We start from the raw sequence: 23,882 nt of genomic DNA, 5'->3' as shown, positions 1-23,882 counted from the left end.
TGCCGACACACTTGACCCTGCCGTGCCGGACATGTCCCATGCGGGCGAGGGAGGACCATGAATGACCGACATTCCAGCCGATATCGACGGCGTCGAGGCGATGCTCACGGGCGAGGATTACGTCGTGGGCCGCGCCCTCGCCACCGTGACCTTTCTCGCCCTGAAACTGGGACGTCCCCTGTTTCTCGAAGGCGAGGCAGGCGTGGGCAAGACGGAACTCGCCAAGGCGCTCTCGACCGGGCTGGGTCGCCGCCTGATCCGGCTGCAATGCTACGAAGGGCTCGACGCCTCTTCGGCGGTCTACGAATGGAACTTCCCGGCGCAGATGGTGGCGATCCGCACCGCCGAGGTGACCGAAGGCACCGACCGGGAGGCGTTGACGGACGAGCTCTTCTCTGACCGTTACCTGATCCGCCGCCCGCTGCTTGAGGCGATGTCGCCCCAGCCCGGCGGTGCGCCCGTCCTCCTCATCGACGAACTCGACCGCACCGACGAACCTTTCGAGGCCTTCCTGCTGGAGGCGCTCAGCGATTTCCAGGTGACGATCCCGGAACTCGGCACGATCCGCGCGCCGGAGCCGCCCATCGTTATTCTCACCTCCAACCGCACGCGCGAGGTGCATGACGCGCTCAAGCGTCGTTGCCTCTACCACTGGGTCGATTATCCGTCTTTTGATCGCGAAATGGAAATCCTCGCGGCCCGCGCCCCCGAAGCTTCCGAGACGCTCTCGCGCGAAATCATCGCCTTCGTGCAGCACCTGCGCACCGAAGACTTGTTCAAGAAACCGGGGGTGGCCGAGACGATCGACTGGGCCAAATGCCTGCTCGCGCTCGATGTCATCGACCTCTCCCCCGAAGTCATCGCGGACACACTGGGCGCGATCCTGAAATACCAGGACGACATCCAGCGCCTCGCGGGCTCCGAAGCGACCCGCATTCTCGAAGACTCCCGCAAGTCCCTCGAGCTTGCGTGATGGTCTTTCCGGTCCCGAAATATCCCGGGGGTGCGGGGGCAGCGCCCCCGCGTGGGTCGGATGGCGCGCAAGCGTCATTCGAAACCTGACATGGTCGCGCTTCCCGACCTCGACCTGCCGGAGAACCCGCGCCTCACGGCCAACCTGACCCATTTCGCGCGTGCGCTGCGCAATGCCGGGCTCAAGGCTGGGCCCGGCAAGGTGCTGGATGCCACGCGGGCGGTCGCCGCTGCCGGGTTCACCTCCAAGACTGACTTCTACTGGACGCTCCACGCCGTCTTCGTCTCTCGCCCCGAAGAGCGACGGGTGTTCGATCAAGTGTTCCGCCTCTATTGGCGTGATCCACGGTTCCTCGAACACATGATGTCGCTGATGATGCCCGCCGTGCGCGGCGTGCAGGACGAACGCCGCGCCAAACCTGCCGAGAAACGCGCGGCGGAGGCTTTGCTCGACGGGATCGAGCCGGACATGCCCGAAGGGCAGAACGACGATCCGGAAGAGACCGAAATCGAAGTCGACGCCACCCTTACAATGTCGCGCGAAGAGCGCCTGCGTACGCTGGATTTCGAGCAGATGTCGAATGCCGAGGTGGCCGAGGCGAAACGCATCCTCGCGCGCCTCACGCTCCCGGTGAAGCCGCTGCAATCGCGCCGGACGAAGGCCGCGCTCCACGGGCGGATGCCGGACTGGCGGCGCACGATGCGTGACGCGATGCGGCAAGGAGGCGAGATCCGCGACCTCGCGACCAAGGAGCGGCGGCTGCGCTGGCCAAACCTTGTCGTGCTTTGCGATATTTCCGGTTCGATGTCGTCGTATAGTCGGATGGTCTTGCATTTCCTCCATTCCGTCGCGAACCAGAAGGGCGCCGGATGGGCGAAGGTTCACGGGTTCACCTTCGGGACGCGCCTTACGAATATCACTCGTCACCTCTCGACCCGGGACGTGGACGCGGCGCTGGCCGCCGCCGGTGCCGAGGCGCAGGACTGGGAGGGAGGCACGCGCATTGGCGAGTCGCTTCACGCCTTCAATCGCGACTGGTCGCGCCGGGTCATGGGGCAGGGGGCGGTCGTGCTGATCATCACCGACGGGCTGGACCGTGACGACCCCGCGCGTTTAGCGCGCGAGATGGAGCGGCTGCACCTGTCGGCCCGGCGCGTCATCTGGCTCAACCCTCTCCTGCGGTGGGAGGGTTTCGCGCCCAAGGCTGCCGGCATCCGCGCGATGCTGCCCCATGTGGATACGTTCCGCGCGGGCCATAACATCGCCTCGCTCGCCGATCTGGCGCAGTCGCTCGCCCGCCCGGACGATCCGGGTGAGAAGGTGCGGCTGATGGGGCTGCTCTGAAGGCGCGTCAGGTGCGCAGGCCGGTCTCTTTCAAAAGACCCAGGCGTTTGGCTTCGTAATAATAGCCGCGCGCGTACCACGACATCGCCCGGTCGATATCGCCATCTGCAACCATGTAAGCCCCGCGCAGGTACTTGCCCGCGTATTTCAGGTTCACATCCGGGTTGAGCAGTTCGGACGCCGGGCCGCGATGGCCCATGGTGCGCGCGGTCTGCGGCAGGATTTGCAGGAGGCCCCAATAGGGGCCGTTGCGCGCCGCCGGATTGTGTGTCGACTCGCGGATCGCCTGACGGTGCACCAGTTCGCGTGGGATCTCGTAGTGGTCGGCCCACTTGTTGATGAGCGCACGCAGTTCTGGTGTTTCGTTGGGAAAAAGCGGCGGGTTGTAGCCGTCCCGCGGGCGCGACATGGTCCCGACCCGGAAGTCGCCACAGCCCGCAAGCGCGCCAAGTCCGAGCACGAGGGCGGTGCGGCGCGTGAACTGTTGCATGGTTGTCTCCGGCTGTCCCAGATCGGTCTTGCCGCGATTCCGCGGATTTCGGAAGTGCGGCGTCAAAAACCCCTCGAAAACAGCGATTTCGCGCCTATCTCACGCGCACCGGAAGTCGGGTGAAGCCCCGGAACCGGGCGAGCGGCAGACGTTGCGCCGTGCCGTCGGGTGCAAGCTCGGGGAACCGTTCGACGAGCTTGCCAATGGCGATACGTCCCTCGATCCGCGCAAGCGTCGCGCCGAGGCAGACGTGGATGCCAGTGATAAAGGCGATCTGACGGTTCGGTCTGCGTCCGAGGTCGACCCGATCCGGATCGGCAAACTGCGCCGGGTCGCGGTTCGCGGCTGCGATGGAGGTGTGGATATAGGTGCCTTTGGGCAGCACCCTGTCTTCCAGTTCGATGTCGTCGCCCGCCCGTCGGTTGCCGATCTGAAGCGGGCTCTCGACCCGCAGGAATTCCTCGACCGCCGTCGTGATGAGGCCGGGGTCCGCGATCAGGCGCCGGTGTTCACCGGGGTTGTCCAGAAGCGTGCCGACGGCATTGCCCACAAGCGAGGTGGTCGTCTCGTGCCCCGCGTTCAGCAGGAAAATGCAGTTCTGGATGAGTTCCTCTTGCGTAAGCCGCGTCCCGTCTGCCTCGCCGAAAATCAGCGCCTCGAGAACCTCGCCTTCAGCAGCCCCATCCGGGTTGGCGCGGCGATGCGTTATGAGGTCGTCCAGTACTTCGGAAAACTCCGTCACGGCCCGATTGCCAGCGTCCAGCCGATCCTGCGGCACCACGGGATCGAGCGCGCCGAGTATGGCGAGGGAGTAGCTGCGCAACTGCGGCCGGATCTCTTCCGGGACGCCCAGCATGAACGAGATGATCTCGGTCGGCAGGACCTTGGCGAAGTCGTCGATCATGTCGAACCGGCCCATTTCATCCACCCGGTCGAGCAGCCGGTCCACGATCCGGTCGATCAGGGGCTCGAACTCTGCCAACTTGCGGGGGGTGAAAGCACCGGCCAACAGCTTGCGCACGACGGTATGCTTCGGCGGGTCGTTGAAGACGAGCGAGGTCGTGTGATGGGTGCGCAGGGGACATTCCCCGAACTTGCGCCCGAACTCCTCGGTCTTGTCCGACAGCATGTCGCGGCTCTGATACACCTTCTGGACATCCGCGAAGCGCGTCAGAAACACCGATCCGTCGGCGTTTTGATGCACCGGGCTTTCCCGCCGCAGCCGCGCGAGCGTGGGGTAGGGATCGGCGATGAAAGCTGCGTCGATCTCGTTGATGTCGAAGCGGGGCATCGTGCCGTCCATTGTAACCTCCTCCCAAAGCCCGCCAACACTACGGGGGCGGACAGTCGGGATGCAAGGCGGCGATCAGCGTGACAGCGTCTGCACCACGTCGGCCGCCAGTTGGCGCAGCGCGAGGCCGGAGGCATTGGCGATGGCGGCAGGCGATGTGTCGGGCAGGGGGACCGAGATGTCGAACCGCTCGATGCGCTCGCGGATGACATAGCCGTAGGACGAGATGGCGTATTGGCCGCGCAGGTCCAGCGTCCCGTTTTCACGGGCGACCATTTCGGACACGCGCACATGCACGGCAGCCTGCGGCGGGTTTTCGAGCGGCCAGGGCTCGGACGCGGTGGTCGCGGTGGAGGTGCGCGCGATCTCGTCCGTGAGAAGCTGCGTGACCGCGCGCTGCGGGTCGTCTGCCCAGAGCGCGTTGTCGACGGCCACCAGCGCACCGTTGTCGTTTTCCAGCATGATCTCGGAATCCTCGGCATAGGCCGGGAGTGAGACGTCCATGATCTCCAGCGTCGCCACGCTGACCCGTTGCACCGCGTCCGGCCGGGTCGGTCCGGTGTCGATCAGGTAGCGCGGCCCATCGTTCCCGCAGGCGGCGAGCAGGATGAGGGCGAGGGGGGCAGCGATACGAAACATGGATTACCGTCCGAACAAGAGGGAATTGGGATTGCGCTCGATGGCGCGGGCGAGTTTCGAGAGCGCTTCGGCGGCGGCCTGAACCTCGCGCAGCGAATTGAGCGTCTCGCGGCTGAAGGTCGACTCGCTGCCATAGCTCGCCACGACCCGTTCCGCCTCGCGTACCAGCCGTTGCAGGCGGACGGACAGGTCGGGGAGTGTCTCTACCGCGTCGCGAATTGCGTCGGCGGCTTCCTGGGCAGACGCCGTGGCCGCATTCACATTCTCCACCGCGCCGCCTTCGCGCAGCTCTTCGAGCGCCCCACGCGCTTCGTCCAGTGCCGCGGTCACGCTCTGAGGAATGGCGCGCGCCTCTTCCGTGTCGATGAGTGCATCGGCGGAGTCGAGCAATTCGCGCGCCGAGGCGAGGAATTCCTCGATCTCAAGCTGGTTGGCCTTTTCCGTGAGTGCGTTGAGGCGCGTGATGAGATCGGTGAACTCGCCCGCCGCCCCGCTGATGTCGCCCGCGAAATCGGTGACCGACTGCGCGGCGGTCTGCACACTGTTGAGCGCCTCGACGAGGTTCGCGACCGTTTCAGCCTGCCGGAGCGTTTCCGTGACGGCCCTCAGGTCGGTGACGACCCCGCTGATCTCGCCCGGAAGCGCCTGAACCTCGTCGCTCCCGACCACGCCGCGCGCGTCCGCAAGAAGTGCCACGAATTCCCCCGGCGCGTCGCGCAGGGCGTCATCAGCCACGAAGGATTCGATGGTGGCGAGGGTCGAAATGGTCTGGTCCAGCAACTCCTCGACCGGCAGGTTGTCGATTCGAGTGAGAAGACCTTCAGCCGTCGCGCCGATGTCTGGCAGCTCGGACTCGACCGATGGGATCAACGGCGGCGTGTCGGGCAGGGTGACGAGTGCGGCGGGTTCGGGATCGGGCAGATTGACCAGCTCGACCACCAGCGACTGGCTGAACATGGATTGCAGCCCGAGCCGCGCCCGCAGGCCGTTGCGCACCGCTTCCGAGAAGAAGTCGATGACACCCTCTTCGCCCACGTCGGCCGGCAGGCCGATCCGGCCGGGATCGATGGACAGCGTGGCGCGCAGCCGCACCTCGCGCCGCTCGTCGGTTTCGCGCACGCGGGCGTTGATGGCGGCGACGGTGCCGATCCGGACGCCCCGAAGCGTGACGGCCGACCCCTGTGCCAGGCCGCTCACGGATTCCTCGAACTCCACCGACATCTCGACGGTGTTCTCGAACGGGTCCTCGAAGGCACTGCTGCGCGCGGAATCCTCGTTCTCGTAAAGCTCGAAGACCTGTCCTTCCATGATCGGTTCGCCGCCGGAGAAAACCGTATCGAAGGTCAGCCCCCCTCGCACCACGTTGGCCAGCGAGCCGACCGAAACGTCGAGCCCGCCAGTGCCGAGGCTGAGCGACAGCCCGGAGGTGAGCCAGAAGCGCGTCGCCGATGTCAGCAGCTCGTCGTAAGGTTCGCGGATGAATGCGTCGAAGACCACGCCGTCGCGGGTGAACAGCAGCTCAGGCCGCTCGATCTTGCCCACTTCGATCCCCTTGTGAAAGATCGGGGCACCCACCGAAAGCTGGCCCGCGTCGATGGCCCGAAGCGTGATGCGCGTGCCGACCGCGCCCGGCTCCACCAACGGCGCATCCTCGCGCCCCGTGAACCGGTCGAAGGCCGCGCCCGGCGAAGGCTCGAAATCGGCTTCGAGATAGACGCCCGACAGCACCGTGGTCAGACCTGAGACGCCACTGGTCGAGACCTCTGGGCGCACGACCCAGAACTGGGCATCTTCCGGAAGGGAATCGGCAATCGTCCTGTCCAGACGCGCGGTCACCACCACCGAGCTGAGATCGGGGACGAAGGCGACGCTTTCCACGTTGCCCACGATCACGTCCCGGTAGCGCAGCGTGGTTTCGCCGGCGACGATCCCGCCGGCATTTTCGAACGAGATTTCAATGGTCTGACCCCGGTCGAGCCAGGTTTGCCAGGCCACGAACAGCGTCACCAGAAGGGCGGCGATGGGAATCAGCCAGGCCAGCGACAGATTGCGCCAGAACGACGGCTTGCGTCGTTCGATCTCCATGTCGCCGGGGCGGGAGTCGCTCATGTTTCGCTGCCTTTCGCGCGCGGAGGATACTCTACGTCCCAGATAAGCCGCGGATCGAAACTCAATGCCGAAACCATGGTGAATGCAACCGATAAGGCGAAACTCACCGCCGCGATCCCCGGCTTCACCGTCGCCGTGAAGTCGAGTGTGACCAGTGAGGACAGGATCGCGACTACGAAGACGTCGATCATCGACCAGCGCCCGATGAACTCGACGATCACGAACAGGACATGGCGGCGATCGGCATTGAGCCGAACCGTGCGCGAAATGGACAGGGCGAGATAGGCGATGGCTGCGAACTTGCCGAGCGGGATGACCACCGATGCAACGAAGACGATGACCGCGACGCCGTAGTCACCATGTTCGGCCAGGTCCACGACCCCGCCCACGATGGTGTTGTCCGTCGTGCGCCCGAGGTTCGTCGTCTGGAGCATGGGGAACACGTTGGCGGGGATGTAGACGATCAATCCCGCGATCAGCCACGCCCACACTTTTTGCAGGCTGCGCCCGTCCGGCGGGGACAGCGGCGTTCCACAGCGCAGGCACCGGGCCGCACCACCCGGATGCACCTTGCCGCAACTGGTGCAGCCGGCCAGACCTGCCGCATGGGCGGTCAGGATCTGCGTCGCGTGTCCAGCGTCTTCCAAACCGTTACCCTGCTCATGAAATTGTCTTTGAAGACGGTCACCACGACGAGTGCCGAAAAGGCCCAGAAGGCGGGGCCCAGCGAAACATGGGCCAGTCCCGCAACCTTCACCAGCGCCACCGCAACACCGACGAGGAACACCTCGACCATCGCCCAGGGCCGCAACGTCTCGGCATAGCGGAACACCGGCGCGGCGAAGCGCAGCGGATACCAGCCAAGAGCCATCGGCCCGAGGACGTAGAGCAGCGACGCAAAACGCACCAACGGGATCACGATGATCAGCGCGGCCATGCCGTAGGACAGCGGTGCGTTCAGCCCGCTGGAATAGACCGCCACCGTGTCGAACAGCGTGGCCCGGCGTACCATGCCCGCCGCCTCGAGCTCGAGAAACGGAAAGAACAGCGCGCCGAACAGAAGGATCAGGGCGGCGAAAGCCAGCATGATGATCCGGGTCATGGCGAGTGGCCGCGGTGCCTCGATCACCGAATGGCAGCGCGGACAGGAGGCGATATCGCCCGCGCCCACATCGCGGTCGCGCAAGAGCGCATCGCAGGACGGGCAGGCGATGTAGGAGTCAAGCTCACTGTCAGCGATGATCGGGTGGGCAGCACCTGTCATGCGGTCAACCTGCACCCTTTTGAGAGGGAATAAAAGATACGCCCTCGTGAGGTGGTCTCACCCCCGGATCAGCCGCCACAGATTGAGCGCGAGGTCACCAAGATCACCCATCCGTGCCGCCAGCTGCTCACCCGCGACACCGGGGGTCGTGTCACGCGCTTCGATCCGTCGGATCAGGCGCGCGAGCCGCCGCCGATGCGTGCCGGTCGCCACCTGGAGCGGGTCCGCCAGCATCCCGGCGAATGTGGTGACCACCGAGATCACGACGGCCAGCCCCCCGGCGGTCAGCGCCAACCGCCAGCCGGGCAGGGCGACGGGAAAGATGTCGTAATAAACGGACCCGAGCCAGGGGCCGAGCAAGAACCGGTCGATGGCCGCACCGCGCGCCCCGGCATCCGCCACCGGTCCGATGAGCGAGAAGAGTCCCGGCGTCGCAGCGCCGAGCAGCAGGACGCCGGTGATGAGCAACAGCGCTGTCGTTGTAATCTCTGCGACAGCCGTGCGCACCGCGAGGTAGTCCTCTATGGCCGCATCGGTCGCCGCATCCGTCCCGGTTGCGGAGCCGATGACGTTCTGGTCCGCAAGGAACGTCCGAAGCCGCGCCTCGATGGCCCGCGAAACGTCCGTGCGCAACCCGAACCGCCGCGCCGCCAGCCACTCTGCTGCCTGTCGTTTGCCCGCCAGCCGCGCTCCGAGCGCCGCGAAACGCGCGAGAAGCGCCGGCACCGCAAGGAACACGTTCAAGGGCGCGCGCACCAGATCGCGTCCGAGTGCCGCCCTGTGGAGACGCCTGGTCCCCGCGAACCCATAGGTCGCCCGCACGAACGCCTGCAAAGCCGCCCGCCGTTCTGGTGTCGGAGAATCATTCGGTGCCATGCGTGGAATATGTGTGCGACGCTGTCCGATGAGAATGGCCGGAGCGGAATTTGCTCGTGCGCCCGTTCCGGTCGGTCTGTCATCAGGGTCGGCAAAAAATGGCAAGACATCCCCCCGAAGCTGTCAGCTTCGGCAGCTGAAAAAAGCAAGCCTTTGATGCGAAGGGATTTTTGGCTCCGGCGGTAGGGATCGAACCTACGACCAATTGATTAACAGTCAACTGCTCTACCGCTGAGCTACGCCGGAACACGGAGGCGCGTATAGCAACGGGAATTTGCCCCGTCCAGAGGGAATCGTCACAAAAATTCCGTCTCAGGCGCGGGCGAAACGGGCGTCTGGTGCGAGCTTTGGGCTGGCGGTGACCGCGCCGCGTGTAGCGAGGTCTATGAGATGGGCGAAGACGTTGCGTTCGGCGGCCGGGATCAGCGTGTCCGGCGTATCCGTGTAGATCGTGCGGGTGAGTGTCGGGACGGTGGCCGGGCCTTCCGCCAATGCCTCAAGGATCGCGCGCTCGCGTCCTTTCCGGTGGTCCATGAGCCACGCAAGGCGCGCCTTTGGGTCCTCGATCGCGGGGCCGTGGGCCGGATAATGGATACGGTCGTCGCGGGCCAGAAGTTTCTCGCAGGAGCCCATGAATGCCGTCAGGTCGCCGTCCGGTGGCGACACGAGCGACGATGCCCACGCCATGACGTGATCTCCCACGAGCACCGCGTCGCCGATCGCGAAGCTCAGGTGATTGGAATAGTGTCCCGGGGTCCAAATCGCCTCCACCTTGCGCCCGCCGCCAATGTCGACCTCGTCACCATCCGCGAGCACCACGTCCGGTTCGAACGCCCGGTCCACCCCTTCGCCGCCCGCGGGCATACCTTGCGCGACCAGATCGGACATGACCTGCGACCGGCCCGCCGTGGCATCGCCGAAGGCAAACACCGGCGCCCCGGTCTTGGCAGACAGTCTGCGGGCGAGGGGGGAGTGGTCGAGGTGGGAATGGGTGACGAAAATCTGCGCAACCGTTTCCCCCGGCGCGAGTCCGGCCAGCAACGCGGTCATGTGGTCGGGCAGGTCCGGACCGGGATCGACAACTGTGACCGCGCCTTCGCCCAGCACGAAGGTATTCGTCCCCCAATAGGTCATGGGCGACGGATTGCGCGCAATGATCCGCCGGATGCCGGGCTCCAGTGTTACCATCTCGCCATGTGCGGGCATGTCATCGGGCAGGTCCATCGCGCCACGAAACCTGCTTGCCGCCGGATTGGCAACCCGGCTGGGGCACCTTTTGAGCGGGAACAGCGAGCGCGCTCAGGCATGGTCAACGGAGGGAAATGGTAGGCCCGGCAGGACTTGAACCCGCAACCAAAGCGTTATGAGCGCTCTGCTCTAACCAATTGAGCTACAGGCCCACCGTGGCGATTTGACTAGTCGGGGCAGGCCGGGTCGTCAAGCGGGCGCGGCGCCGTTCGGGCTGGCGGTCCGGCGGGAATCGACTAAACCTCGCGGCTTTGGCTCCGGCGTGTTCTGCCGGGGCGGGTAACCGAAGGGATTGAGATGAAAAGAAAACTGGCGCTCGCATTCGCGGGCGGTGTTCTGGCCCCGGCCGCGATGGCCGGTGAGTTCTGTGTTCTGGACGAGGGCGTCCGGTTCGCCTGCACTCTTGACGGCGGCGCCAAGGCCGTCGAGGTCTGCGACATGATCGAGGCGGACGGGGCGCGTGCGAGCTATGGCTATTTCACGCCGGGGGCCGCGCCGGAGCTGACGCTCGAAGTGGACATGGCGAGTGTTCACTACGAGCCGTGGAACGGCATGGGCGGAACCATCTGGGAAACCGTCAAGTTCTTCGCCGATGATGGCGTCCATGCCTATGAGGTCTGGTATTCCGGCGACCGAGACGCGGGCGAGGAGGTCGCGGGCGGGCTGAACGTCTACAGCGGCAACGACATGATCGCGTCGAAGGACTGCGATGCCGGGTCGCTCACCCATGACATCCCCGCCCTGATCGACGCGGTCGAGACGGCGCAGATTTCGCCGTGACCGCACCGGGCAACGGCCCTATGCGCCGTTGCCTTTCCCGCCCGCCTGCGCTACGCGCGGTGGCATTCAGACGGGGGGCTGCCATGACCAGTGACAAGAACGGGATCACCTATGCCGACGCGGGCGTGGACATTGACGCCGGCAACGCGCTGGTCGAACGGATCAAGCCAGCGGCGAAGCGCACGAACCGCCCCGGAGTGATGGCCGGGCTGGGCGGTTTCGGGGCGCTCTTCGATCTGAAGGCCGCGGGATACACCGACCCGGTTCTGGTCGCCGCAACCGACGGTGTCGGCACCAAGCTGCGGATCGCGATCGATACCGGGAAGGTGGACACGATCGGCATCGACCTTGTCGCCATGTGCGTGAACGACCTTGTCTGCCAGGGCGCCGAGCCCCTGTTTTTCCTCGACTATTTCGCGACCGGCAAGCTCGCGGTCGAGGATGCGGCGCAGATTGTCGAAGGCATCGCCGAGGGCTGCCTGCAATCCGGCTGTGCGCTGATCGGTGGCGAGACCGCCGAGATGCCGGGGATGTATGCGGACGGCGACTTCGACCTCGCGGGCTTCGCCGTGGGCGCGATGGAGCGTGGCGGGGCCCTTCCTGCGCATGTCGGCGAGGGTGACGTGCTTCTGGGGCTGGCCTCAAGTGGGGTTCATTCCAACGGCTATTCGCTCGTGCGAAAGCTGGTCGAGGTTTCGGGACTGGGCTGGGACTCACCCAATCCTTTTGGCGAAGGCACGTTGGGCGACGCGCTGCTCGCCCCGACCAGGCTCTACGTCAAGCCGGCGCTCGCCGCGATCCGGACGGGCGGCGTTCATGCGCTGGCCCATATCACCGGCGGGGGCCTGACCGAAAACCTGCCGCGCGTGCTGCCCGAAGGCGGACAGGCGACTTTGGACCTCGACGCCTGGACCCTGCCTCCGGTCTTTGCATGGCTGGCCGAAACTGGCGCGATGGATGAGGCGGAACTGCTCAAGACCTTCAACTGCGGGATCGGCATGGTCCTGGTCGTCGACCCCGCGTCCGCGCGTGAGGTGACTGCGGCGCTCGAAGCCGAGGGCGAAACCGTCGTGCAGATCGGGCGTATTGGTGCGGGCGCGGACGGCGTGAACTACCTGGGCTCTCTCATTTGAAGCGCGTCGCGATCCTGATCTCCGGGTCCGGGTCCAACATGGTGTCCCTGGCCCAGAGCATGACGGGGGATCATCCGGCGCGCCCCGTGCTCGTTCTGTCGAACGTGCCGGAGGCCGGCGGGCTGGCCCGGGCGCAGGCGCTGGGGATCGACACCACGGTGGTGGACCACCGGCCTTACAAGGGCGACCGTGCTGCCTTTGAGGCCGCTCTCATCCAACGGCTTGACGCCGCCCAGCCCGACATCCTTTGCCTGGCCGGCTTCATGCGGATTCTGACGCCCGGCTTCATCAACCACTACGCGGGCCGAATGCTCAACATCCACCCCTCGCTATTGCCGAAATACAAGGGGCTCGACACCCACGCCCGCGCGCTCGCGGCCGGTGACGGCGAAGCCGGGTGCAGCGTGCATGAGGTGACGGCGGAACTCGACGGGGGGCCGATCCTTGGACAGGCGCGGGTGCCCGCCCTTCCGGATGATACGGCCGAAACCCTCGCCGCCCGCGTCCTGCCTTTCGAACATCGGCTCTACCCGGCGGTGCTGGACCGTTTCGCGCGCGGCGACCGGACCCCCGTGACGCTGCCCTGACCCCTTCCGCTCCCCTTGTTTTCCCGGTAGAGGGGGGAGCGACGCGCAATAAAGACCTGTAGAATGAAAACAATTACGACGACCGAAGCGCTGGCCGACTACTGCACGCGCGCCGCAGAATTCCCTTACGTCACCGTCGACACGGAGTTTCTCCGCGAACGGACCTACTACTCGAAACTCTGCCTCGTGCAGCTCGCAGTGGCGGGCGACGACGACGAAGAGGACGCGGTGCTGGTGGATCCGCTGGCCGAAGGCCTGTCGCTCGAACCACTTTACGATCTTTTCAAGGACGAGGGCGTGGTGAAGGTGTTTCACGCTGCGCGTCAGGACCTGGAGATCTTCTTCGTCGATGCAGGGGTCATTCCGTCCCCACTTTTCGACACGCAGGTGGCCGCGATGGTCTGCGGTTTCGGCGATCAGGCGGGTTATGAGACGCTGGTGCGCAAGATCGCCAAGGCCCAGCTCGACAAGTCCTCGCGTTTCACCGACTGGTCGCGCCGTCCGCTCACCGATGCGCAGAAACACTACGCCATTGGCGACGTGACGCACCTGCGTGTGATCTACGAATACCTCAAGGCCGAGTTGGAGAAATCCGGCCGCGCCAAATGGGTGAAGGAGGAGCTTTCGGTCCTCACTGACCCCGACACCTACATCGTGAATCCGGACGAGGCGTGGAAACGGGTGAAAACCCGCACAAGCTCGGGCAGGTTCCTTGCCATCGTGCGCGAACTCGCCCGCTTTCGCGAGACCTATGCACAGGAGCGCAATATCCCGCGCAGCCGCGTCTACAAGGACGACGCGCTCATGGAGCTTGCCTCCACCAAGCCGCGCGACGCAGGCGAACTTGGCCGGTCGCGCCTGCTTTTGCGCGAGGCGCGCAAGGGTGACGTGGCTGAGGGGATCCTCGCCGCCGTGAAAGCCGGTCTCGATTGCCCCCAGGACGATCTTCCGCGCGTCGAGAAAGACGGGCGCGACAAGCTTCAGGTCAACCCGGCGCTGGCCGACCTGCTGCGGGTGCTGCTCAAGGCACGCTGCGAGGAGACCGGCGTCGCCCAAAAGCTCATCGCTTCGGCGGCTGACCTCGACCTGCTCGCCGGCGGCCGTCGCGACGTTCCCGCGCTCAAGGGGTGGCGGTCCGAGGTGTTCGGCAAGGACGCCCTGCGCCTGTGTGACGGGGAACTGGCGCTCGGAGTCAAAGGACAGACGGTTCAGGTCATAGAAACCTGAACCGCGTTCCCGTTTCGCAAGATTTCTCAGGGGGGTGCGGCTTTGCCCGCGCTCCGACTCGCGCTTTTTGACAAGGTCAGCGGCGGGTGGTGAGGCTGTTGTTCGCGCCGACCACGCGGATGCGGCTGGCGCTGCCGAGTTGCACGTCCGAGACGTAATGCGCGACCGTGATCTGGCGGGCCTGCGGGCGCGACTGGCGTGTGGCCCAAGGCGGCGGGGCGACCACGAAATCGTAGGTCATCACACCGTTCACCGGTTCCTCATCGTTCTGGGGAACGAGCTCGGCCTCCCAGTACCCAAGGCGGGGTGGCAGACCCACGGCGCGCACGAGGTAGCCGCCGGAGGCGCGTTCGATGGCGAGTTGGGTGACCTGCTGGATCGGGCCGCGGTAGGAGTCCTGCCCGTCGGGGAAGCCGTCACGGGGTTCCAGGGTCACCAGTTCCTCATCGGTCTTCGGGCCGAACCAGTTGAACGGGTTCAGGCTTACGCCGCCCGAACACCCGGACAGAACCACCCCTAGTGCAATTGCGCCGAAGATGCGGAAAATCATGTGCGTCCCCCTGTGCCTGCCTTGGACTAGCCCAAAGCGCGGGCTTTGAAAACCCGGATCATGCGGCCTCCGGGCGCGGGGGTGGACCTTTGTGGCCTTCGCGCCTAGGTGAGGGAGAAAGGAGAGCAGGATGGCCACGGACGCATTCGAAGAGATCGTCGAGGATTTCGAGTTTCTGGACGACTGGGAAGACCGCTACGCGCATGTGATCGACCTGGGCCGCGCAATGGACCCTTTGGACGAGGCGCTGAAGGTGCCTGCGACCAAGGTCGACGGCTGCGCGAGCCAGGTCTGGATCATGCCCGAGATCGAGGCGGGCACCTTTCGGTTCAAGGGCGATTCCGATGCGTTGATCGTGCGCGGCATTATCGCGGTGCTGGCCGCACTCTATAACGGCGTCCCGGTCGCTGAGGTCCCGAAGGTCGATGCCAAGGCCGAGCTCGGTCGCTTGTCGCTCGAGGAGCATCTCTCGGCCCAGCGGTCCAACGGGCTGACGGCCATGATCCAGCGTATCAACAAACTGGCGGTCGAAGCGGCCTGACGAGGCGTGGGCGAAATGTGCTCGGGCAAGCCCGTGCGCAGGATTTGCGCCGCCGCGCCTTCGGCGCGACGTCGCGGTGACGAGAGGGCGCTGACCTCTCGTGCTCTCCCGAAGTATTTCCGGAACGAAGAAGATCAGAGGCGTTGGAGCGCGATTTCGAGATCGCCGTATCCGGTCGGACGGCGTTCATAGGTGAGGCCGAGGGCGTCGGCCGCTGCGCGGGCTTTGGCGTCGAGCGCGGGGTCATCGGTCTGGGCGAGGTGGACCAGCGTCTCGTAATTCCCGAAGTACATGTCGCGCAGCTCAGGGTGGCGGTCGAGCCCGAGGGGTTTGGTGACGAACGCGTCGAACTGGCGGGCGAGGAAATCCGTGAGGTAGAAGGCCGTGACCTCGCCGCGTTCGGCGAAGGTGTCGTTGCCCTCGAAGAAGCTGTAGCAATGCGGGCCTTCGATCATCTCGATGCCATGGCGGGCGCAGAGTGCCGCGATTGCCCCCCCTGAGCCGCAGTCGGCATAGGCGACGAAAAGCCGGTCGTAATCGGCCGCGTGACGGTCGATGGCCGCCTCCAACGCCGGGGCGATCCGTTCCGGTCGGTTGTGCAGGATGGCGGGCAGGCAGGTGACATCGACATGGGCAAGCCCGTTCGCCCCGATCACTGCGAGGATTTCGCGCGCGAGCGCGCCGCAGCCGATGACCAGCACGCGGCCCGTGCCGCTGGCCGCGAGGCCGGTTTCGCGCAGGTCCGCGTCGTCCGGGATCACTTGAAGCGCACCGCGGTGCCGTAGGCGAGGATCTCGCTCGCCCCTTGGGCGATGGTCGACGTTTCGAGCCGCGCCCCGATGACGGCATCCGCGCCGAGCGCCCGCGCTTCATCAGTCATGCGATCCAGGGCCTGCTCGCGCGCGCCGGCCAGGAGTGCGGCGTATTCCTTGACCTCGCCGCCCACAAGGTTGCGCAGGCCGGCCACGATGTCGGAACCGATGTGTTTTGCGCGCACCGTGGAGCCGCGGACCAGGCCAAGAGGTTCGATCTCGCGGCCGGGGAAGGTGTCGGTGGTCAGAATCTGCATCACTTTTCGATCCGGTCGTAGTGGTCGTCTTCGGTATTGGTCAGCCGGTCTGCGACAACGCGCCAGACGATGTAACCCACGAGGGCCGCGGGGATCACCGCGAGCCAGCCTGCGGGCCACTGAATCGAGGCGGCGATCAGAGTTCCGGCCCAGACGGTAAGCCCGGCAGCGGCAATCACGACGACGAGGATCAGGACGAATTTGTCGAGGGGCATGAGTGTCTCCTTTGCCCATTCAAGATGGGGCGGTGGTGCGGCTCACGCAAGCTTGCGCGCGAGGATGGCGAAGCGGCCGGGCAGCAGCGGGCAGGGGCCGTAGCTGTCGCGCAGGTCCGCTTTGAACCCGGCGGCGTCGAGCAGGCGCGTCACTTCGCCCGGTGCGAAGAGCTGTTGACGGTGCGTCTCGGTATGGCTCCCTGCGGGCGTGTCGACCGTGATCTCGCGCGTGATCTCGCCCTCATGTTTTCGGCTGCGAGCGGTGAGGGTCCAGTCCTCACCTGTCCGCCTGCCGGTGCTCTCGGGTGTGTCGGGGCCGGGCAGGTCGAACAGGAAGTGGCCGCCGGGGGGCAGGGCCCGGGCCGTCGCCTGCACCGCGCCTGCCAGTGATGGCGGCGCATAGGCCAGCACTTCGCCAAGCGCGGTGACGGACGTGCTGCCCGGCGGGATCAGCGGTTGCGCCGCGTCGCCGACGGTCACGGCGAGCCTGCGGGCAGTGGCGAGGCGCACGAAGGCCTCGGACTGATCGATGCCCGCCCCCGGGATGCCTTGGTCGCGGGCATGGGCCAGCCATGTGCCGTCGCCACACCCGAGGTCGAACAGGCGCGGCGAGGTGAACCCGTCGCGGACTTGCGCCGCGAGCCAGTCGAAGGCCGGGCGGAACGTGTCCGCGAACGCGGCGGCATGGACGAGGGCGAGAGCGGTGCCGTACATGATCAATCCCGCTTCTTGCCGAGTGCGTTCCAGGCGATCGAGAAGAGCAGAACGAGCGGCAGCACGGCATAGAAGACCTGCTGCGTCAGGTGTTCGGTCAGGATCGCCTCGATCAGAACGTAGGCGGCAAGGCCCGCCGAGGCTAGCGCGAGAAGCGTGAGAAGGATGCGTCTAAGGCCCATGGACCGTCTCCCGGAACGGGATCACAGATAGCGGCCCGGTTGGGGCGTTTCCACCCCGGCCCGCGCAAATGCGGGGCCGGGGTCGGGAAATCAGCCGGCGGAGGCCCGGTTGTGCTTGCGCGCCATGAATGTCTTGGCGGTTTCCACGGCCACTGCGGCGTCGCGGCAGTATGCGTCGGCCCCGATGGCCTTGCCGAATTCCTCGTTCAGCGGCGCACCGCCCACGAGGATGATGTAATCGTCGCGCTTGCCCTGGTCGATCATCGTGTCGATCACGACCTTCATGTAGGGCATCGTCGTCGTGAGCAGCGCGGACATGCCCAGAATGTCGGCATTCTCGGCGGCGAGCGCGTTGAGGTACTTGTCCACCTCGCAGTTGATGCCGAGGTCCACCACTTCGAATCCGGCACCCTCCATCATCATCGAGACGAGGTTCTTGCCGATGTCGTGGATGTCGCCCTTCACCGTGCCGATCACCATGCGACCGATGGTCGGTGCGCCGGTTTCGGCAAGGAGCGGCTTGAGGATCGACATGCCGGCCTTCATCGCGTTGGCGGCGAGCAGCACTTCGGGGACGAAAAGGATGCCATCGCGGAAATCGTGGCCCACGATGGTCATGCCGGCGACGAGCGCCTTGGTGAGAATGTCGTAGGGCTCCCACCCACGCTCGAGCAGGATGTTGGTGGCCTCCGCGATCTCGTCGGCGAGACCGTCGTAGAGGTCGTCCATCATCTGGGCGACGAGTTCCTCGTCATCGAGCTCGGACAGGATGATGTCGTCTTCTTCGTCGGCCATTGGCCTTTCCTTTCAGGCGGTTCGCGCGTGTCTTCCTCTACATGCGGCAAATTGGCCGCGCAATGATGACCAATTGCGACATGTGGAAATGGCGAAACGACCTTTGCACGCAGGCATGAATGTTCTACTAATGTTCTCATGAGCAGTGAAATCACTCATATTGAACATGAGCGCCGCCGCGGTAGAGGCGCTGCGACCAATGCGACCGGGCGGTTCGAGCGTCACGAGCGGGTGGCGGTCAGCGACGGTTGGACACCTGATTCGGACGGGGCGATCCGCACGCAGGTGAGCCTTGAGGCGCCCCGGAGTGCGATCACCCGCAACACCTCGCCCGACGTTCCATTCGACCGATCGATCAACCCCTACCGGGGTTGCGAGCATGGCTGCGTCTACTGTTTCGCGCGGCCAAGCCATGCCTGGCTGGGGATGTCGGCGGGGCTGGATTTCGAGACCCGGCTGATCGCCCGGCCCGGCATCGGGGCAGTGCTGGCGGGCGAGTTGTCCCGTAAGTCCTATCGACCGGCGACGATTGCCATCGGAACGAACACCGATCCCTACCAGCCGATCGAAGGCCGTTACCGGGTGATGCGCGAGGTGCTTGAGGTGCTGCGCGACTTCCGCCACCCGGTCGGGATTGCGACCAAGGGAACGCTGGTCGAGCGGGACATCGATATTCTGGCCGAAATGGCGGGCGACGGGCTGGCCCATGTCGGGGTCTCGGTTACGACGTTGGACGCGGACCTGTCGCGTCGCATGGAGCCACGGGTGCCGTCGCCGGAGCGGCGGCTGGCCACGATCCGTCGTCTGTCGGACGCAGGCGTTCCGGTGCGGGTCATGATCTCGCCGCTCGTGCCGGGGCTGTCGGACAGCGAGATGGAGGGGATCATGGCGGCAGCCGCAGATGCCGGGGCGCGGGCGGCCAGCTGGATCATGCTGCGTCTGCCGCGTGAAGTGGCAGGGCTGTTTCGCGACTGGCTGGGCGAGCACTACCCGGATCGGGCGAACCGCGTGCTGGGTCATCTGCGCGACATGCACGGCGGCGAAGTCTATGACAGCACCTTCGGTGCGCGGATGCGGGGCGAAGGGCCATATGCCGAGATGATGAACATGCGGTTTCGCGTGGCCCAACGCCGGCTGGGGCTCGCCTCGCACCTGCCGGACCTGCGCACGGACGTGTTCCGCATTCCGCCGCGCGCAGGGGATCAACTCGAGCTTTTCTGAGGGGCTGTTTCCGAACAGCGCGCCTGCGGCGCACCTCTACGCCTCGCACCCGTCCGGGGGACGGGCGCTCAGGCAGGCGTGTGGCAGCGGTGCGGGTCAGCCCCGGCGGCGGCGGCCCGTGCGTTCGCGCGGCTTCGGACCCTTGTCGTCAGTCCCGTCGCTGGCTGATGAGAAGCCACCGAGGGCCTCAGCGATGGCCTCCAGTGAGGGCGCATCGCCGCGCGGGCGGGTTTCCAGCGCCTCGCGCATCCTTTCGAGGTGCTCGGGTGTCGTGCCGCAGCATCCGCCGATGATCGTCGCGCCGCAATCGCGCGCCATGACAGCGTAGTCGGCCATGAGGTCCGGCGTGCCGTCGTAATGGATATGACCATGAACGAATTTCGGGATGCCCGCGTTGCCCTTGGCGATCACCGTGCGCTCCGTGCCCGCTTGCCGGAATCCAAGGACCGTGCGCAGGAGGTCGGAGGCCCCGACACCGCAATTCGCGCCGAAGCCGATGGGCGGGTTCGGCAGATTCTCGACCAGCTTGGCGAGGTCGGCGGACGTGAGGCCCATCATCGTGCGCCCGGCGGTATCGAAGCTCATCGTCCCACACCAGGGCATGTCGGCCAGTTCCGCGCCACGCGCGGCGGCTTTGTATTCGTCGGGCGAGGAGATCGTCTCGACCCAGAGCACGTCGGCTCCGCCGGCCTTGAGCGCGTCGGCCTGTTCGTGGAACATCTCGACCGCGCCGTCGAACGACAGCGGGCCCATCGGTTCCATGATTTCGCCCGTCGGCCCCATCGAGCCCGCGACGACGACCGTTCGACCGGAGGCGTCTGCAACCTCGCGCCCCAACTCGGCGGCGATCCGGTTCAGCTCGCCGACCCGGTTCTGGGCGTCGTGCAGCTTGAGGCGCGATGCGGTGCCGCCGAAGCTGTTTGTCAGGAAAATGTCCGAGCCTGCATCCACGGGACCCTTGTAGAGCGCGCGCACGCGCTCCGGGTGGTCGACGTTCCACATCTCAGGGGCGTCGCCCGAAGTGAGGCCCATGTTGAACAGCGTTGTCCCGGTGGCGCCGTCCGCCATGAGCCAGTCGCGTTCGGAAAGAAGTTTGGTGAGCGCGTCCTGTGACATGCCTTGGCCTTTCTGTCGTCGGTTGCGCTCATGTGCCACGAATGCCGGGCCGGTGCAATTCGGCTCACGGTCGCGGGCGCGGCGGCGGGCGCAGGATTTCGCGCGTGATGTCGAGCGCGCCCAGGAGAAGTGCGGTGCGGGTCGGGGCGGCGAGGTAAAGCGTCTCCCAACGCGGGGCGAAAGCGCTCTTGAACTGGCGCAGTCCGCGGGCACCGCTGGCCCGGTCGAGCAGAGCGCGAAGGCCCGTGAACAGGCGCGGCTCGCCCGGCACGTTCTGCGTGGGCACAGCGGCGAGGGACACGCGAGGGATATGTGCTGCGTGCGCCGCCGCGATCGCATGCGTGACAAGCATGTACATGATCCCGTCGGGCGCGTCCGGGTCCTGCCGCATGAGGTCGAGCGTGTGTTCGTGACGGTTGGCATGGAGCGTGATGAACCCCCTGAGCCGCCCCTCCGGATCATGGGCGAGACAGATCGCCGCCCGGGACAGGGTAGCCGGATTCCAGACTCCCATCGAAAAGCCGCGCTCGCCGCCCCGGGCACCCGCCCAGACGTGGGCGAGAGCCTCCATCTCGTCGAGTGGCAGGGGCACCGGGTCGCCCGGCGCGATGGTGGTGACGGTGAGTCCTGCGGCTTCGGCCTTGCGCAGTTTTCGTCTGAGTTGCCGTCGATCCGCCCCGGTGGTCGAGAACGTGGCCGGCGTCAGAAACGCTTCCCGCGCGATGGGGAGCAGCGCCCAGTCCGTGCGACGGGCGAATACGGCAAGACGGGCGCCGCATTTGTAGATAACCGGGGCGGTCAGGGTCGCGCGCGCGCGGTCGCGCAGTCCCTCGAACACCTCCCCGACCCGCGAGTCGCGGGTCAGCGGATCACCCAGCATGATGAGCGACTGGCCCGAGCGGGCCACCAGAGCGGTTGGCCAGGCGCGGCTGTTGGACAACAGATCAAACCGCCCGTGTCTCAGGAGCGCGGATTCGGCGCGGGGCGCGGTATCCAGCGCAGCTTCGACCATGAGCGGCAGGTTGCGCGGGTCGACCTGTTCGAGTGCCGCATTCGCGGTTGCGGGCAGGGGCGGGCGCATGGGCGGACGGGCCAGAAGCACCGCGCCGATCAGGGCGGGCAGGGCGTAGTAGACTGCGCGGTAGGCGAGAACAGCGGCGAGCAGGGGTTCGGGCGATGTGGCCGGCAACAGCGCCAGCAGCGCGACCTCGAACGGCCCGACTCCACCGGGGGTCGTCAGGACCAGCCCCGCGCCGAGAGCCAGAAGATAGGCCGCGACGAGTGGGCCGAACCCGATCTCGATCCCCGTAGGGAGCATCGTCCAGAGCACGGCGCCCGCCGCGACCGTATCGACCGTGGTGAACCCGAGGATAAGCACGATGGCTTTCAGTGGCGGGAGCGGCCAGCGGGCGAGCGGACCGGGCCGCCATACGCTCAATAAAATGCAGAGATAGGCCAGTATCAGAATGGCGACCGCGGCGGGGGTCGCGTACGGCACCGCGACGCCAAAGGTCAGGACAGACATGGCTGTGAGGACAGCCCACGCGGCGAAAAAGGACATCGTGACGATGGCCGAAATGCGCGTCGCGTCCAGCAGGCCGAGCCCCGGCAGCATTCGCCAGCGAACGAATGTGCCTGTGAGAGTGCCCATGCCCACGGTCTGGCCAACCGCGATGGCGGTCATTCCGCTGCGCGCGGCGCGGCGCGGGTCGGTGTCGCGGCCCACGAGCCGGTGGACGACCACGTCGTATTGCCCGAGCGCCCAGAAGCTGATCCCGGTCAAAACGATGCCGAGCGCCCATCGTACCGGCCCGACCGTGCCCAGACTCGCCCGGATGTGGGCGAGGTCGAGTTCCGCGATCCGGTCGCGCAAGAGCAGAGCGAGCACCCCGAACACGACAAGAGGCGTGATCTGGCGCAGGAGCACAGCCCGCCCGACACGTCCGCGTTCCATAGGTGCGCTCCGGTGTCCCGGATCGATCCGTGTCCTCATGCCGCTCGCCCTCATCTTGCGGGGCGAACCTAGGCCACGCGCTCATAAGGCGCGGTTAACAGCTTGAATTGATCGCATATGGCGCAGTGGCCCCCCGCCAATCGGGAAGATGATCAACGCGCTTGCGGCAAGACCGCCTCGCCATGCGGGGTCTGGTAGTCGTCCATGAACATCAGGAAGTCGCAGATGAACGGCTGGATGTGACCAGGCTGCTCGGCATGGAGGCTGTGGCAGCCATAGGGGACGATTCCAAGATGCGCGTGGGGAATGGCGCGGGCGAGGGTGATCGTCTCTTCGACCGAGACGAGGTGGTCGTGTTCACCACCGAGGACGAGCGTCTGGCAGCGGATACGTTCCACCCGGTCGCCGGGATAATTGCCGTCGCTCACGTCGCGCCACATGCCCGCGACCTGTGTGAAGAAGCGGTCGAAATCCGGCTCGGGGTTGGTCGCCTCGTAGTCTGACACGGCGGCGGGCGACTTGTGCCGGTAAAGGTCCGGGGTCATCCGCCCGATATGGGTTTCCAATACAGAAGGGCGGGGGCGCCAGGCGCGTCCGGCCAGCGAGATGACGCCGCTGATCGGCACCCGGCCACGCGCGGCGACCTCGAGCGCGGCGGTGGCACCATCGGAATGGCCCAGAAGCACGGGACGGTCGAGGTCCAGCTCCTGGATGACATATTCGATATCGTCGGCGAGTTGCGGATAGCTCAGCGGCCGTTTGCCCAGCGTCGATCGCCCGTGCCCCCGCAGATCGAGGAACACGCAACAGAATTCGTCGAGACCCGGGAGCAGGTCTTCGAACTCGGCAAGGCTTCCGGCCCCGCCATGCAGAAACAGGATCGGCCGGGCGTCGGGATCGCCCATCGTCTGGACGTGTAACGCGGCGCCGCCGACATGAATCTTCATGCCCTTGGTATGCATTGTCTCTCTCCAGTTTGGTTGGAGCGACAACGCGCGTCTGCCGCGCATGTTTCCGATTATCCCGTTGAAATCGGCGCATAAATGCCGAAAGGCACCCTGTTTCAGGATGCCTTTCGGCAAGTTTTCACCTAATTATTAAGGGCTTAGACTTCGCCCATCAGCTGCGCTTTCGCCTCGGCCAGCAGGGCCACGCGTTGGGCGCGGATTTCGTCGGCCGAGCTCTTGTCGCCAAGATCGCCCGCCACCTTGCGCACAACGTCTTCGTGCCCAGCTTCTTCGAAATCGGCCTTGATCACGGCGGTGATGTAAGCGTTCAGCTCTTCACCGCTCTTGCCCATCAGCCCGGCTGCCCAGATCGCGAGCAGCTTGTTCGCGCGGGCCTCGGCCTTGAACTTCATTTCCTCGTCGTGAGCGTACTTGTTCTCAAAAGCGGATTCGCGATCGTCGAAAGTGGTCATGTTCCCGTGGTCCCAGCTAGAGCCTGTTTCCACTCCATATGCCCCCTCAAACGGCCTGCCGCAACCCCTGCGCATCCTTGCGGGGCTTGGGGCAATCGACTATAGCGCGGGAATTGGCGGGCGTTTTGCCGGCCGCGGGAAAGG

General features: G+C 65.9%; 27 protein-coding genes and 2 tRNA genes. 8 read left to right on the top strand and 21 right to left on the bottom strand.

Annotation, left to right across the window (positions count from 1 at the left end):
• The first annotated feature begins 61 nt into the window (after positions 1–61).
• Both B2585_RS06760 and B2585_RS06755 read left to right on the top strand, forming a co-directional pair.
• A complete protein-coding gene (locus B2585_RS06760; RefSeq protein ID WP_292021316.1) occupies positions 62–973 on the top strand; it encodes an AAA family ATPase in 912 nt (303 codons plus the stop codon).
• A 90-nt stretch (positions 974–1,063) separates the two neighbouring features.
• Positions 1,064–2,317, top strand: a complete 1,254-nt coding sequence (locus tag B2585_RS06755; protein ID WP_292021314.1) for a vWA domain-containing protein — start codon at positions 1,064–1,066, stop codon at positions 2,315–2,317.
• Positions 2,318–2,324: 7 nt separating this feature from the next.
• Here B2585_RS06755 and B2585_RS06750 read toward each other — a convergent pair whose 3' ends face one another.
• The 10 genes from B2585_RS06750 to B2585_RS06705 form a co-directional block, all read right to left on the bottom strand.
• Positions 2,325–2,807 (bottom strand): lytic transglycosylase domain-containing protein, encoded by a 483-nt coding sequence (locus B2585_RS06750; protein WP_292021312.1) that lies wholly within the window; start codon positions 2,805–2,807, stop codon positions 2,325–2,327.
• Between the two features lie 94 nt (positions 2,808–2,901).
• On the bottom strand, positions 2,902–4,110 hold the full coding sequence (locus tag B2585_RS06745; RefSeq protein WP_292021310.1) for a cytochrome P450: 1,209 nt from the start codon (positions 4,108–4,110) through the stop codon (positions 2,902–2,904).
• Between the two features lie 63 nt (positions 4,111–4,173).
• Positions 4,174–4,737, bottom strand: coding sequence for a PqiC family protein (locus B2585_RS06740; protein ID WP_292021308.1), 564 nt, complete (start codon positions 4,735–4,737; stop codon positions 4,174–4,176).
• 3 nt (positions 4,738–4,740) lie between these two features.
• Positions 4,741–6,846 (bottom strand): MlaD family protein, encoded by a 2,106-nt coding sequence (locus B2585_RS06735; RefSeq protein WP_292021306.1) that lies wholly within the window; start codon positions 6,844–6,846, stop codon positions 4,741–4,743.
• Positions 6,843–7,493 (bottom strand): paraquat-inducible protein A, encoded by a 651-nt coding sequence (locus B2585_RS06730; RefSeq protein ID WP_292021304.1) that lies wholly within the window; start codon positions 7,491–7,493, stop codon positions 6,843–6,845. The genes B2585_RS06735 and B2585_RS06730 overlap by 4 nt, the downstream gene beginning before the upstream one ends.
• On the bottom strand, positions 7,460–8,110 hold the full coding sequence (locus B2585_RS06725; RefSeq protein ID WP_292021302.1) for a paraquat-inducible protein A: 651 nt from the start codon (positions 8,108–8,110) through the stop codon (positions 7,460–7,462). Before B2585_RS06725 ends, B2585_RS06730 begins: the two co-directional genes overlap by 34 nt.
• A 57-nt stretch (positions 8,111–8,167) precedes the next feature.
• On the bottom strand, positions 8,168–8,986 hold the full coding sequence (locus B2585_RS06720; protein ID WP_292021299.1) for a DUF6635 family protein: 819 nt from the start codon (positions 8,984–8,986) through the stop codon (positions 8,168–8,170).
• Between the two features lie 171 nt (positions 8,987–9,157).
• A tRNA-Asn gene (locus B2585_RS06715) sits at positions 9,158–9,232 on the bottom strand.
• Between the two features lie 66 nt (positions 9,233–9,298).
• Positions 9,299–10,210 carry an MBL fold metallo-hydrolase gene (locus B2585_RS06710; protein WP_292021297.1) on the bottom strand — a complete coding sequence of 304 codons (912 nt, stop codon included), beginning with the start codon at positions 10,208–10,210 and terminating at the stop codon, positions 9,299–9,301.
• A 99-nt stretch (positions 10,211–10,309) separates the two neighbouring features.
• A tRNA-Ile gene (locus tag B2585_RS06705) sits at positions 10,310–10,386 on the bottom strand.
• A 145-nt stretch (positions 10,387–10,531) separates the two neighbouring features.
• On the opposite strand from B2585_RS06705, the gene B2585_RS06700 reads away from it, so the two are divergent.
• The 4 genes from B2585_RS06700 (at position 10,532) to rnd (ending at position 13,961) form a co-directional block, all read left to right on the top strand.
• Positions 10,532–11,014, top strand: a complete 483-nt coding sequence (locus tag B2585_RS06700; RefSeq protein WP_292021295.1) for a hypothetical protein — start codon at positions 10,532–10,534, stop codon at positions 11,012–11,014.
• 83 nt (positions 11,015–11,097) lie between these two features.
• Complete coding sequence (gene purM, locus B2585_RS06695) at positions 11,098–12,147, top strand: phosphoribosylformylglycinamidine cyclo-ligase (protein ID WP_292021293.1); 1,050 nt, start codon at positions 11,098–11,100, stop codon at positions 12,145–12,147.
• Entirely contained in the window at positions 12,144–12,734 is a 591-nt protein-coding gene (gene purN, locus B2585_RS06690) for a phosphoribosylglycinamide formyltransferase (RefSeq protein WP_292021291.1), read from the top strand. Before purM ends, purN begins: the two co-directional genes overlap by 4 nt.
• 63 nt (positions 12,735–12,797) lie before the next feature.
• On the top strand, positions 12,798–13,961 hold the full coding sequence (gene rnd / locus B2585_RS06685; protein WP_292021289.1) for a ribonuclease D: 1,164 nt from the start codon (positions 12,798–12,800) through the stop codon (positions 13,959–13,961).
• Between the two features lie 76 nt (positions 13,962–14,037).
• Here the strand turns inward: rnd and B2585_RS06680 are convergent, their stop codons facing one another.
• Entirely contained in the window at positions 14,038–14,511 is a 474-nt protein-coding gene (locus B2585_RS06680; protein WP_292021287.1) for a hypothetical protein, read from the bottom strand.
• A gap of 130 nt (positions 14,512–14,641) precedes the next feature.
• On the opposite strand from B2585_RS06680, the gene B2585_RS06675 reads away from it, so the two are divergent.
• The gene (locus tag B2585_RS06675; protein ID WP_292021285.1) at positions 14,642–15,052 is read left to right on the top strand and encodes a SufE family protein; all 411 of its coding nucleotides are present in this window, start codon (positions 14,642–14,644) and stop codon (positions 15,050–15,052) included.
• 134 nt (positions 15,053–15,186) lie between these two features.
• On the opposite strand, the gene B2585_RS06670 is transcribed toward B2585_RS06675, so the two are convergent.
• From B2585_RS06670 to B2585_RS06645, 6 genes are all read right to left on the bottom strand, one after another.
• Positions 15,187–15,813: a DUF1638 domain-containing protein gene (locus tag B2585_RS06670; RefSeq protein WP_292021282.1), complete on the bottom strand. Its 627-nt coding sequence runs from the start codon at positions 15,811–15,813 to the stop codon at positions 15,187–15,189.
• Entirely contained in the window at positions 15,810–16,121 is a 312-nt protein-coding gene (locus tag B2585_RS06665; protein WP_292021280.1) for a YbjQ family protein, read from the bottom strand. The genes B2585_RS06670 and B2585_RS06665 overlap by 4 nt, the downstream gene beginning before the upstream one ends.
• Positions 16,121–16,336 (bottom strand): hypothetical protein, encoded by a 216-nt coding sequence (locus tag B2585_RS06660; protein WP_292021278.1) that lies wholly within the window; start codon positions 16,334–16,336, stop codon positions 16,121–16,123. The genes B2585_RS06665 and B2585_RS06660 overlap by 1 nt, the downstream gene beginning before the upstream one ends.
• Positions 16,337–16,378: 42 nt before the next feature.
• A complete protein-coding gene (locus tag B2585_RS06655) occupies positions 16,379–17,050 on the bottom strand; it encodes a methyltransferase domain-containing protein (protein ID WP_292021276.1) in 672 nt (223 codons plus the stop codon).
• Between the two features lie 2 nt (positions 17,051–17,052).
• Positions 17,053–17,232, bottom strand: a complete 180-nt coding sequence (locus tag B2585_RS06650) for a hypothetical protein (protein WP_292021274.1) — start codon at positions 17,230–17,232, stop codon at positions 17,053–17,055.
• 90 nt (positions 17,233–17,322) lie between these two features.
• A complete protein-coding gene (locus B2585_RS06645; RefSeq protein ID WP_292021272.1) occupies positions 17,323–18,027 on the bottom strand; it encodes a corrinoid protein in 705 nt (234 codons plus the stop codon).
• 138 nt (positions 18,028–18,165) lie between these two features.
• Here B2585_RS06645 and B2585_RS06640 point away from each other — a divergent pair, with 138 nt between their 5' ends.
• The gene (locus B2585_RS06640; RefSeq protein WP_292021271.1) at positions 18,166–19,248 is read left to right on the top strand and encodes a PA0069 family radical SAM protein; all 1,083 of its coding nucleotides are present in this window, start codon (positions 18,166–18,168) and stop codon (positions 19,246–19,248) included.
• Positions 19,249–19,344: 96 nt separating this feature from the next.
• Here the strand turns inward: B2585_RS06640 and bmt are convergent, their stop codons facing one another.
• From bmt to B2585_RS06620, 4 genes are all read right to left on the bottom strand, one after another.
• A complete protein-coding gene (bmt, locus tag B2585_RS06635) occupies positions 19,345–20,364 on the bottom strand; it encodes a betaine--homocysteine S-methyltransferase (protein ID WP_292021269.1) in 1,020 nt (339 codons plus the stop codon).
• 64 nt (positions 20,365–20,428) lie between these two features.
• On the bottom strand, positions 20,429–22,318 hold the full coding sequence (locus B2585_RS06630) for a phosphatidylglycerol lysyltransferase domain-containing protein (protein ID WP_292021267.1): 1,890 nt from the start codon (positions 22,316–22,318) through the stop codon (positions 20,429–20,431).
• A 152-nt stretch (positions 22,319–22,470) separates the two neighbouring features.
• Entirely contained in the window at positions 22,471–23,280 is an 810-nt protein-coding gene (locus tag B2585_RS06625) for an alpha/beta fold hydrolase (protein WP_292021265.1), read from the bottom strand.
• Positions 23,281–23,423: 143 nt separating this feature from the next.
• Positions 23,424–23,738: a DUF1476 domain-containing protein gene (locus B2585_RS06620; protein ID WP_292021263.1), complete on the bottom strand. Its 315-nt coding sequence runs from the start codon at positions 23,736–23,738 to the stop codon at positions 23,424–23,426.
• Positions 23,739–23,882: the final 144 nt, after the last annotated feature.

The organism is Maritimibacter sp. UBA3975 (assembly GCF_002384975.1).
GTDB lineage: Bacteria > Pseudomonadota > Alphaproteobacteria > Rhodobacterales > Rhodobacteraceae > Maritimibacter.
The sequence above is the reverse complement of the archived record's forward strand: the minus strand, read 5'-3'. Positions and strand labels throughout refer to the sequence as shown.

Coding starts and splice junctions, on each gene's coding strand:
- B2585_RS06760 (WP_292021316.1), top strand. CDS start 62: ATGACCGACATTCCAGCCGATATCGACGGCGTCGAGGCGATGCTCACG.
- B2585_RS06755 (WP_292021314.1), top strand. CDS start 1,064: ATGGTCGCGCTTCCCGACCTCGACCTGCCGGAGAACCCGCGCCTCACG.
- B2585_RS06750 (WP_292021312.1), bottom strand. CDS start 2,807: ATGCAACAGTTCACGCGCCGCACCGCCCTCGTGCTCGGACTTGGCGCG.
- B2585_RS06745 (WP_292021310.1), bottom strand. CDS start 4,110: ATGGACGGCACGATGCCCCGCTTCGACATCAACGAGATCGACGCAGCT.
- B2585_RS06740 (WP_292021308.1), bottom strand. CDS start 4,737: ATGTTTCGTATCGCTGCCCCCCTCGCCCTCATCCTGCTCGCCGCCTGC.
- B2585_RS06735 (WP_292021306.1), bottom strand. CDS start 6,846: ATGAGCGACTCCCGCCCCGGCGACATGGAGATCGAACGACGCAAGCCG.
- B2585_RS06725 (WP_292021302.1), bottom strand. CDS start 8,110: ATGACAGGTGCTGCCCACCCGATCATCGCTGACAGTGAGCTTGACTCC.
- B2585_RS06720 (WP_292021299.1), bottom strand. CDS start 8,986: ATGGCACCGAATGATTCTCCGACACCAGAACGGCGGGCGGCTTTGCAG.
- B2585_RS06710 (WP_292021297.1), bottom strand. CDS start 10,210: ATGGACCTGCCCGATGACATGCCCGCACATGGCGAGATGGTAACACTG.
- B2585_RS06700 (WP_292021295.1), top strand. CDS start 10,532: ATGAAAAGAAAACTGGCGCTCGCATTCGCGGGCGGTGTTCTGGCCCCG.
- purM (WP_292021293.1), top strand. CDS start 11,098: ATGACCAGTGACAAGAACGGGATCACCTATGCCGACGCGGGCGTGGAC.
- rnd (WP_292021289.1), top strand. CDS start 12,798: ATGAAAACAATTACGACGACCGAAGCGCTGGCCGACTACTGCACGCGC.
- B2585_RS06680 (WP_292021287.1), bottom strand. CDS start 14,511: ATGATTTTCCGCATCTTCGGCGCAATTGCACTAGGGGTGGTTCTGTCC.
- B2585_RS06675 (WP_292021285.1), top strand. CDS start 14,642: ATGGCCACGGACGCATTCGAAGAGATCGTCGAGGATTTCGAGTTTCTG.
- B2585_RS06665 (WP_292021280.1), bottom strand. CDS start 16,121: ATGCAGATTCTGACCACCGACACCTTCCCCGGCCGCGAGATCGAACCT.
- B2585_RS06660 (WP_292021278.1), bottom strand. CDS start 16,336: ATGCCCCTCGACAAATTCGTCCTGATCCTCGTCGTCGTGATTGCCGCT.
- B2585_RS06655 (WP_292021276.1), bottom strand. CDS start 17,050: ATGTACGGCACCGCTCTCGCCCTCGTCCATGCCGCCGCGTTCGCGGAC.
- B2585_RS06650 (WP_292021274.1), bottom strand. CDS start 17,232: ATGGGCCTTAGACGCATCCTTCTCACGCTTCTCGCGCTAGCCTCGGCG.
- B2585_RS06645 (WP_292021272.1), bottom strand. CDS start 18,027: ATGGCCGACGAAGAAGACGACATCATCCTGTCCGAGCTCGATGACGAG.
- B2585_RS06640 (WP_292021271.1), top strand. CDS start 18,166: ATGAGCAGTGAAATCACTCATATTGAACATGAGCGCCGCCGCGGTAGA.
- bmt (WP_292021269.1), bottom strand. CDS start 20,364: ATGTCACAGGACGCGCTCACCAAACTTCTTTCCGAACGCGACTGGCTC.
- B2585_RS06630 (WP_292021267.1), bottom strand. CDS start 22,318: ATGGAACGCGGACGTGTCGGGCGGGCTGTGCTCCTGCGCCAGATCACG.
- B2585_RS06625 (WP_292021265.1), bottom strand. CDS start 23,280: ATGCATACCAAGGGCATGAAGATTCATGTCGGCGGCGCCGCGTTACAC.
- B2585_RS06620 (WP_292021263.1), bottom strand. CDS start 23,738: ATGACCACTTTCGACGATCGCGAATCCGCTTTTGAGAACAAGTACGCT.